Origin of the sequence: Pseudomonas savastanoi, assembly GCF_020917325.1 — a bacterium.
GTDB lineage: Bacteria > Pseudomonadota > Gammaproteobacteria > Pseudomonadales > Pseudomonadaceae > Aquipseudomonas > Aquipseudomonas amygdali.
On the sequence record NZ_CP076652.1, the window covers coordinates 3,691,356 to 3,700,000 of the forward strand.

Annotated in this window: 8 protein-coding genes, 2 rRNA genes and 1 pseudogene (1 of these 11 only partly in view); 2 read left to right on the forward strand and 9 right to left on the reverse strand. The window is 56.3% G+C overall.

All coding sequences use genetic code 11. From position 1 onward, the window contains the following. The first annotated feature begins 5 nt into the window (after positions 1-5). A complete protein-coding gene (gene nuoN / locus KP808_RS15445) occupies positions 6-1,475 on the forward strand; it encodes an NADH-quinone oxidoreductase subunit NuoN (RefSeq protein WP_230016444.1) in 1,470 nt (489 codons plus the stop codon). A gap of 56 nt (positions 1,476-1,531) precedes the next feature. Here the strand turns inward: nuoN and KP808_RS15450 are convergent, their stop codons facing one another. The 7 genes and pseudogenes from KP808_RS15450 to KP808_RS15475 all read right to left on the reverse strand — a co-directional run bounded on the left by KP808_RS15450 (position 1,532) and on the right by KP808_RS15475 (position 7,151). Further along, a complete protein-coding gene (locus KP808_RS15450; protein WP_005731862.1) occupies positions 1,532-2,596 on the reverse strand; it encodes an AI-2E family transporter in 1,065 nt (354 codons plus the stop codon). A 149-nt stretch (positions 2,597-2,745) separates the two neighbouring features. Further along, positions 2,746-3,588, reverse strand: coding sequence for a methyl-accepting chemotaxis protein (locus KP808_RS26215; RefSeq protein WP_371217824.1), 843 nt, complete (start codon positions 3,586-3,588; stop codon positions 2,746-2,748). Between the two features lie 63 nt (positions 3,589-3,651). Beyond that, positions 3,652-4,425 (reverse strand): annotated as a pseudogene (locus KP808_RS26220) (cache domain-containing protein); the annotation flags it as partial. Positions 4,426-4,550: 125 nt separating this feature from the next. Further along, positions 4,551-5,870, reverse strand: coding sequence for an ATP-binding protein (locus KP808_RS15460; RefSeq protein WP_058400388.1), 1,320 nt, complete (start codon positions 5,868-5,870; stop codon positions 4,551-4,553). Further along, positions 5,867-6,535: a response regulator transcription factor gene (locus tag KP808_RS15465; RefSeq protein WP_004659446.1), complete on the reverse strand. Its 669-nt coding sequence runs from the start codon at positions 6,533-6,535 to the stop codon at positions 5,867-5,869. Before KP808_RS15465 ends, KP808_RS15460 begins: the two co-directional genes overlap by 4 nt. Continuing rightward, positions 6,535-6,843 (reverse strand): PepSY domain-containing protein, encoded by a 309-nt coding sequence (locus tag KP808_RS15470; protein WP_002554027.1) that lies wholly within the window; start codon positions 6,841-6,843, stop codon positions 6,535-6,537. Before KP808_RS15470 ends, KP808_RS15465 begins: the two co-directional genes overlap by 1 nt. Continuing rightward, entirely contained in the window at positions 6,843-7,151 is a 309-nt protein-coding gene (locus KP808_RS15475; RefSeq protein WP_058400387.1) for a PepSY domain-containing protein, read from the reverse strand. Before KP808_RS15475 ends, KP808_RS15470 begins: the two co-directional genes overlap by 1 nt. Positions 7,152-7,365: 214 nt before the next feature. Here KP808_RS15475 and queD point away from each other — a divergent pair, with 214 nt between their 5' ends. Further along, the gene (gene queD / locus KP808_RS15480; protein ID WP_002554029.1) at positions 7,366-7,722 is read left to right on the forward strand and encodes a 6-carboxytetrahydropterin synthase QueD; all 357 of its coding nucleotides are present in this window, start codon (positions 7,366-7,368) and stop codon (positions 7,720-7,722) included. A gap of 130 nt (positions 7,723-7,852) precedes the next feature. Here the strand turns inward: queD and rrf are convergent. Together rrf and KP808_RS15490 are read right to left on the reverse strand one after the other, a co-directional pair. Continuing rightward, a 5S ribosomal RNA gene (gene rrf, locus KP808_RS15485) occupies positions 7,853-7,968 on the reverse strand. A 148-nt stretch (positions 7,969-8,116) separates the two neighbouring features. Further along, a 23S ribosomal RNA gene (locus KP808_RS15490) occupies positions 8,117-8,645 on the reverse strand; it runs 2,364 nt beyond the window's last position.

Genomic DNA, 8,645 nt, shown 5'->3' on the forward strand with positions numbered 1-8,645 from the left:
GCGCTATGGACCTGACGATTCAACACTTTATTGCGCTTGCGCCACTGCTGATCACCAGCCTCACCGTTGTAGTGGTGATGCTGGCGATCGCATGGCGCCGCAATCACTCGCAAACGTTCCTGCTTTCAGTAGCAGGTCTCAACCTGGCCCTGCTGTCGATCTATCCGGCACTGAAAGTTGCCCCACTGGTTGTGACACCACTGCTGCACATCGATAACTTTGCCTGCCTGTACATGGCGATCATCCTTGCCTCTACCCTGGCCTGTGTGACCATGGCACACGCCTATCTGGGTGACGGCAAGGCAGGTTATCCAGGCAATCGTGAAGAGCTTTACCTGCTGATCCTGCTGGCAGCTGCCGGTGGTCTGGTGCTGGTCAGTGCTCAACACCTGGCCGGGCTGTTCATTGGTCTGGAGCTGCTCTCGGTGCCGGTCTACGGTCTGGTGGCGTATGCCTTCTTCAACAAGCGTTCGCTGGAAGGCGGCATCAAGTACATGGTGCTATCGGCTGCAGGTTCAGCGTTCCTGCTGTTCGGCATGGCGCTGCTGTACGCAGAAGCTGGCTCGCTGAGCTTCGAAGGTATTGGCAAAGCCATTGCCGCGACAGGGATGCCAAGCCCGATTGCCAGCCTGGGTCTGGGTATGATGGTTGTAGGGCTTGCATTCAAACTGTCGCTGGTACCTTTCCACCTGTGGACCCCGGACGTTTACGAAGGCGCTCCTGCGCCGGTAGCGGCCTTCCTGGCTACGGCCAGCAAGGTGGCAGTGTTTGCCGTGCTGGTGCGTCTGTTCCAGATTTCACCGGCAGCCAGCAGTGGCGTCCTGCACGACGTACTGGCAGTCATTGCCGTAGCGTCGATTCTGGTCGGCAACCTGCTGGCGCTGACTCAGACCAACCTCAAGCGTCTGCTGGGTTACTCGTCCATTGCGCACTTCGGTTACCTGATGATTGCGCTGGTGGCCAGCAAAGGCATGGCGGTCGAGGCGATTGGTGTCTATCTGGCAACTTACGTGCTGACCTCGCTGGGCAGCTTCGGCGTGATCACCATGATGTCTTCGCCTTACAGCGGACGTGATGCCGATGCGATGTTCGAATACCGCGGGCTGTTCTGGCGTCGTCCGTACCTGACGGCAGTCATGACCCTGATGATGCTCTCGCTGGCAGGTATCCCGCTTACCGCAGGCTTCATCGGCAAGTTCTACATCATTGCCACCGGTGTCGAGTCGCAACTGTGGTGGCTTATCGGAGCACTGGTGATCGGTAGCGCCATTGGCGTGTTCTATTACCTGAGAGTGATGGTCACCATGTATCTGGTCGACAACAAGCTTCCACGCCACGACGCAGCGATCAACTGGGCGCAGCGCACTGGCGGCGTAATGTTGCTGGCCGTCGCGATCCTGACCTTCGTGCTGGGCGTGTACCCGCAACTGCTGCTCGATCTGGTGGTCAATGCCGGTCTGCACGTAGCAGGCTGATCATCCAGAAACAAAAAACCCTGCCATTCAGCAGGGTTTTTTTTGTCTCTGGAAAACTAGCCCGGCAGCTTCATCGGCTTCTTGGCACCGCTGAACAACCCCCAGCTGGAGATGAACAGCGCAGCCACCAGAGGCCCTATCACAAAGCCGTTCAGACCAAAGACCGACATACCGCCCAGCGTTGAAATCAGGATCAGGTAGTCCGGCATTTTCGTGTCCTTGCCCACCAGGATCGGACGCAGCACGTTATCCACCAGACCGATCACGAAAACACCGAACAACCCCAGCACCACACCTTGCCAGATCATGCCGCTGAGCAGGAAGTAGACAGCCACCGGAGCCCAGACAATCCCCGCCCCCACAGCGGGCAACAGCGACAGGAAGGCCATGATCACTGCCCACAGCAACGCACTCGGGATGTCCAGCGCCCAGAAGATAAAACCGCCCAGCGCACCTTGCGTTACCGCGACCACCACGTTGCCCTTGACGGTGGCACGTACCACTCGAGTGAACTTGAGTTGCAGACGACGCTTCTGCTGTTCGCCCAATGGAAAGGCCGTACGTATCTTGCGTACCAGCTCCTGCCCATCTCGCAGGAAGAAGTACAGCAGGTACAGCATGATGAACACACTCACCACGAAATCGAAGGTGCCTTGGCCAAAACTGAACGCTTGAGTCGCCAGATACTGACTGCCCTGCATTGCCCCTTTGGTGATCTTGTCGCGTAATCCTTCAAGGTCGCCCATGCCCAGACGGTCGAGCAGTGCCTGAATCGAGTGCGGCAGCAGATCCTTGAACTCGGCGAGATAACCGGCAATATCCAGCTGCCCGGTCTCGACATTCTTGTACAGCGTGGTGCCCTCCTGAACCAGCAAGGCGCTGATGACGATCACTGGCAGAATCGCAATCACCAGACAGATTGTCAGGGTGCACAGGGAGGTAAGATTGCGTGACCAGTTGAACTTGATCTGCAACCTGCGCTGCACAGGCGCAAAGATGATTCCGAGAATGACCGCCCAGAATACTGCGCCGTAAAACGGTAGCAAAATCCATATGAAGGCAATGGTGACCAGCACCAATAGCATAATGAGGGTTTTGTATTGCAACGTGGTTTCGTTCATGTCCTGTCCATGTCAGTAGACCGCGCCTCGCGCCCGGTCTAGAGCTTAGTCAGCACTTGAACGTACGAGTGCCATCTTCTACGAAGGCAATATGACCGCGGTGGCAGGCGCAGGCTGTTGCGGACGTCAGCGCCCCTGCCACGCAGGCATCAGACACGGAACTGACCGACCAGACTGTCAAGGCGCGAGCCCAGTTCGGCAAGGCTGCGTGAGGTCTGTGCGCTTTGCCGGGTTTCATCGGCGACGCTTTCAACTGCACCTGCAATCTGGTGAACGCTGCGATTGATTTCTTCGGCAACCGCCGTCTGCTCTTCCGCTGCGCTGGCGATTTGCGCGTTCATCGAGTTGATCGTCGCAATCAACTCACCGATGGTCACCAGCGATGTGCCTGCTTCGTTGGCTTGCGCAGAGGTCCCGTCGCCAGCTTCGCTGGAACGGCGCATTGCCGTGACGGCCTCCTGAGTGCCCTGCTGCAGACGGTCGATCATCCCTTGAATTTCCTGCGTGCTTTGCTGGGTCCGGCTGGCCAACGCCCGGACCTCGTCGGCAACCACGGCAAAACCGCGCCCTGCTTCCCCTGCCCTCGCGGCCTCGATGGCGGCATTGAGTGCGAGCAGGTTGGTTTGTTCGGCGATAGAGCGAATAACACCCAGTACGCTGACGATCGAAGAAACGTCCTTTTGCAGAACATCCAGTGACGAGCCACTTTTGCGGATGTCGTCTACCAATGCATGAATCTGTCTGATACTGCCATCCACAACGCGCTTGGCGGCGCGCCCTTGTTCGTCGGTCTGCTGAGCAGCCACGGAAGCACCCTGCGCGCTCTTGGCAACCTCTTGAGCCGCAGCCGACATCTGATTGATTGCGGTCGCCACTTGATCTGTTTCGTGGCGCTGACGGTCCATGGCGGTTTCCGAGCGCTGTGCCTGGGATGACACTTCTCCGACCAGGCCATTGAGTTGCCCGGTCATTTCGCTGACCTGACGAACCATACCGTGGATCTTGTCGACAAACCGGTTGAACGAACCAGCCAGATCACCAAGCTCGTCATTACTGGTAATGGCCAGACGCCGAGTCAGATCGCCTTCACCCGCGGCGATGTCATCCAGGTTGTTTTTCATCAAACCGAGCGGACGTAGCAGAGTGCCGGCCATCAATATCCCGATGACGCCAATGATGACCAGCACCAGGACGGTGATACCCAAAATGCTGTACAGCATTTCCTTCAGACGTGCTTCGACGTTCTGCCTGACTTCAGCAACTTTAGCGTCAATGCCGTCGATATTGACGGCAGAACCGATGATCAGATCCCACTTCGGCAGATAATCCGTGTAGCCGATCTTGGGCACAGGTTCAGTCTTGCCAGGCAGGGCCGAGGAGTACATCACATAGTGAGTGCCCGCCTTGCCGACCGCCACCAGTTCGCGGTTGATGTAGACCCCGTTAGCATCGCGGGCGTCATTGAAACTCTTGCCGACGCCATCAGGACTGTTGCTACGGAATATACGGATTACCTGAGAGTCATAGCCAAAGATATAACCATCCTTGCCATAACTGATGGAGGAAAGCAGCTTGATCGCATTAGCGCGCGCAGTTTCATCACCCGGCGCTGCAGCCTCGTAAAGCGGCTTGATGGCCGTCATGGCGATCGCAACGTAGTTCTGCAACGTTGCCTTGGCTTCAGAGAGCAGACGCTCTCGCGTATCACTGACCTCGCGCTCTGCCTGCCGGTGCAGCATGAACACCGTGGTGGCACTGATCACCAGCGCAAATATCAGAATCGGCATGACTGCCAGCGACAGAACCTTGGCTTTCAGACTGAGACGCATAGGAGTGGCCTTATGGTTATTTTTATGAGTCAGAGATACCTATCAGGTTATCGGCGGTATCCGACGGACATTAAGACCCAGCGTATTTTTTTGTATGAAGACTCTGAAAGTTACAGGCTGACAACTTATGGAGCGGTGCGCTCGGGAAGATCAATGCGTACGCGAAGGCCCCCAGCGGGGCTCTCCTGCAATTGCAGTTGGCCGCCCCAGGCCTCGACGATATCGCGCACAATCCCCAGGCCAAGGCCATGACCGGTAATCTGCTCGTCAAGGCGAGCGCCACGGCTGAACACCTCTGCGCGCTGCGACTCCGGAATACCGGGCCCGTCATCGTCCACCAGCAGGCTGAAGCCCTGAGCCTGACTGAGAATGCTCAGACGCACTTCGCTGTCGGCCCACTTGCAGGCGTTGTCCAGAAGGTTGCCCAGCAGTTCGAGGATATCCTCCCGGTCCCACGGCAGATGCATGCCTGCTTCAACATCGTTGACCAAATGAAGGTGGGCACCATGAATCATGCCCAACGTAGAAAACAGCCCGGGCAGTTCGGCATCACAGTCGAAGCGGGCTCCGGGCAGCGCGTCCCCGGAAAGACGGGCCCGATTGAGTTCACGCTCCAGACGCAGACGGATATTTTCCAATTGCTCCTGCAACGTCTTGCGCAGTGCGGGGTTGCCGTCCAGCTGTCCACTGAGGGCCAGGCTGAGCAATACCGCAAGTGGTGTCTTCAAGGCATGCCCCAGATTGCCCAGTGCATTGCGTGAGCGTTTCAGACTGTCTTCAGTATGCGCAAGCAGATGGTTGATCTGAGCCACAAGGGGCTCAAGCTCAAGGGGCACCTGATTGTCCAGTTGCGAACGCTGACCCTGTTGAAGCTGGAAGATCTGCTCGCGAACGGTTTCCAGAGGCCGAAGCGCCCTGCGCACTGTGATGCGCTGCAAAACCAGCACCAGGATCAGAGCTGCGAGGCCGAGTCCTAGCCCGATCTGCTGCATGAGACGAAAGCTCGCCCTGACCGGCGTGTAATCCTGAGCGACGGTAATTGAAATCTGCTTGCCGAACTTTCGGTATTCGCTGGTCAGCATCAACAGCGACTGCCCGGTCTTGCCAAGTTCAAGGTTAGCGTGCAACCCCACTCCAGGCTGAGGCAGCTCAAAATCCCACAAAGAACGGGAGCGCCAGTGGCCCTGCGGCAAGTCCATGCGGAAATAGTGGCCGGACAGCGGGCGCTGATAAGCACCCGACAAGCGATGGTCATCCAGTTGCAGCCCGGCAGGACCTCGGACCAGCGCCACCAGCAGGTTCTCGCTCTCGTTGCGTAAGCCCGACTCCAGATAGCGCTGCAGGCCCACTTCAAACAGCCAGAGACTGGTCTGCGCCATCACCAGGCCGACAACGACCATAACGGCGATAAGACCCAGGCTCAGACGCCGTTGTATGGATTTCAACCTCCGGCTCCGCCGTATAGGTAGCCTTGGCCACGGCGGGTCTCGACCACTGCGCGGCCCAGTTTGCGCCTCAGGTGATTGACATGGACCTCGATGACATTGGAGTCACGCTCGTTTTCGCCATCGTACAAGTGCTCAGAGAGATGGCTTTTGGAGAGAATCTGTCCAGGGTGGAGCATGAAATAGCGCAGCAGACGAAACTCTGCAGACGTGAGCTGGATATCAACGCCATCCCGGCTGACACTCTGGCGACCTTCATCCAGATTAAGGCCGGCAGACTCCAGGGTTGGCTGGTTGGCAAGCCCGTGAGAACGCCTCAACAGGGCCTGAATACGCAACTGCAGTTCTTCAGGATGAAAAGGTTTGGTCAGGTAATCATCGGCCCCCGCCTTCAAGCCTTCTATACGCTCTGACCACGAACCTCGTGCCGTCAGAATCAGTACCGGGGTAGCCAGGCCCTTGCCACGCCATTGCTGGAGAACCTCAAGCCCGGGCATGCCGGGCAACCCCAGATCCAGAACAATGAGGTCGTAGGGCTCGGTTGCGCCTTGATAAACTGCGTCACGACCGTCAGCCAGCCAGTCGACCGCATAACCTTGCCGCCCCAGCGCAGCGAGTAACTCATCTGCGAGGGGAACATGGTCTTCAACCAGGAGCAGGCGCATCAGTCATCATCCTCGTCTTTCAGCAATCGGCTATCGCGCGCATCGAACTTGAGCTCACGGACAACACCCTGTGGGGTCAGCAACTCGAATTCATACACGTACATGTTATTTTTTTCCTCAAGCTCAGCCTCCAGCAAGCGAGCGCCGGGATGAAGACCCAGCGCGCGCTCGATAAACTGTTCGAGAGGCAGTATCACCCCACGCTGCCGCAGACTGAGCGCTTCATCCTGATTCAGATCCCTGGCATAGACAAAAGAGCAGGTCAGACTCAAACCAAGGATGACACAGAGACGCTTGTCGACATTCATTAGTTATCCTGATGATTCCTGTAGACCTGGCCCGTAGCGGCGTCTATTTCGAGAACCCACTCAACATCGTGCTTGTCACGCAGCTCGACATTGTAAACGTACCTGCCGTATATATTCTTGAACTGTGTATCAAGAATACTGGCACCAGGGTGCTTGCTGAGGGCGTTTGCATCGAGTTTTTCAGCCGACTGGAGAGTGCCCGCGTTACTGAGGCGCAATACCTCCTGCGGGTCGACACCACGCGCCTGGATGACACATGAAGTCAGAACACATGTCAGGGCCGCCAGCAGGGTTGTCAGCGTTTTCATTGTTGGAGGTGTCCATAGCGGTCGATGCTTCTATGGCGTTTACCTTACCCCGTACAACTTAACTCAAACTGAATATATCTGGCCGAGTGCCATCAATCGCACCTGAAAGAATCGTCACACACAAGCCCTGCATGGAGTTTCAGGCCATTGCTGTTAAACTCGTCGATTGCATTTATCGCGTCTGCGATCGCCATTTTTCCGGGGCCAATACACAGTGGAAATCTTCAAAGAGTTTACCTTCGAGTCAGCACACCGCCTCCCTCACGTACCAGAGGGTCACAAGTGTGGACGTCTGCACGGCCATTCGTTTCGTGTCGGCATTCATCTGGCTGGCAAGGTTGATCCTCACACAGGCTGGATCCGCGACTTTTCGGAAATCAAGGCTATTTTCAAACCGCTGTACGAACGCCTTGATCATAATTACCTGAATGACATCCCCGGCCTTGAGAATCCAACCAGCGAAAACCTGGCGAAATGGATTTGGGATGAGCTGAAGCCTCTGCTGCCGGAGCTGTCCGCCGTTCGTATTCACGAGACCTGCACCAGCGGGTGCGAATACCGCGGGGATTGATTCTCCCGGAAAATAAAAAACCACCTCGACCAGGTGGTTTTTTTGTATCTGCACGGTACGAAAAAGACTTTAACGTGCCCCAAAAACAAAAACCCTCAACGCGTAAGCGATGAGGGTTTCTGGAATTTAATCTTGACGATGACCTACTCTCACATGGGGAAACCCCACACTACCATCGGCGATACATCGTTTCACTACTGAGTTCGGGATGGGATCAGGTGGTTCCAATGTTCTATGGTCGTCAAGAAATTCGGGTACCGAATCGTGCCGTGCGGCGCGCTTCAGCAAATCGGGTATGTGATAGCTCGGTGCGGTTGTGACGCAAACTTTCGGTTCGTGTCGTCTTCACAGTCACCGCAATCTGGTCGTTCGACTCAAATTGCTTGGGTGTTATATGGTCAAGCCTCACGGGCAATTAGTATTGGTTAGCTCAACGCCTCACAGCGCTTACACACCCAACCTATCAACGTCGTAGTCTTCGACGGCCCTTTAGGGAACTCAAGGTTCCAGTGAGATCTCATCTTGAGGCAAGTTTCCCGCTTAGATGCTTTCAGCGGTTATCTTTTCCGAACATAGCTACCCGGCAATGCCACTGGCGTGACAACCGGAACACCAGAGGTTCGTCCACTCCGGTCCTCTCGTACTAGGAGCAGCCCCTCTCAAATCTCAAACGTCCACGGCAGATAGGGACCGAACTGTCTCACGACGTTCTAAACCCAGCTCGCGTACCACTTTAAATGGCGAACAGCCATACCCTTGGGACCGGCTTCAGCCCCAGGATGTGATGAGCCGACATCGAGGTGCCAAACACCGCCGTCGATATGAACTCTTGGGCGGTATCAGCCTGTTATCCCCGGAGTACCTTTTATCCGTTGAGCGATGGCCCTTCCATACAGAACCACCGGATCACTAAGACCTACTTT

What these genes read in the sequence shown, in the direction of transcription:
- nuoN (WP_230016444.1), top strand. Translation starts at nt 6, where the DNA reads ATGGACCTGACGATTCAACACTTTATTGCGCTTGCGCCACTGCTGATC.
- KP808_RS15450 (WP_005731862.1), bottom strand. Translation starts at nt 2,596, where the DNA reads ATGAACGAAACCACGTTGCAATACAAAACCCTCATTATGCTATTGGTG.
- KP808_RS26215 (WP_371217824.1), bottom strand. Translation starts at nt 3,588, where the DNA reads ATGGTTCGTCAGGTCAGCGAAATGACCGGGCAACTCAATGGCCTGGTC.
- KP808_RS15465 (WP_004659446.1), bottom strand. Translation starts at nt 6,535, where the DNA reads ATGCGCCTGCTCCTGGTTGAAGACCATGTTCCCCTCGCAGATGAGTTA.
- KP808_RS15470 (WP_002554027.1), bottom strand. Translation starts at nt 6,843, where the DNA reads ATGAATGTCGACAAGCGTCTCTGTGTCATCCTTGGTTTGAGTCTGACC.
- KP808_RS15475 (WP_058400387.1), bottom strand. Translation starts at nt 7,151, where the DNA reads ATGAAAACGCTGACAACCCTGCTGGCGGCCCTGACATGTGTTCTGACT.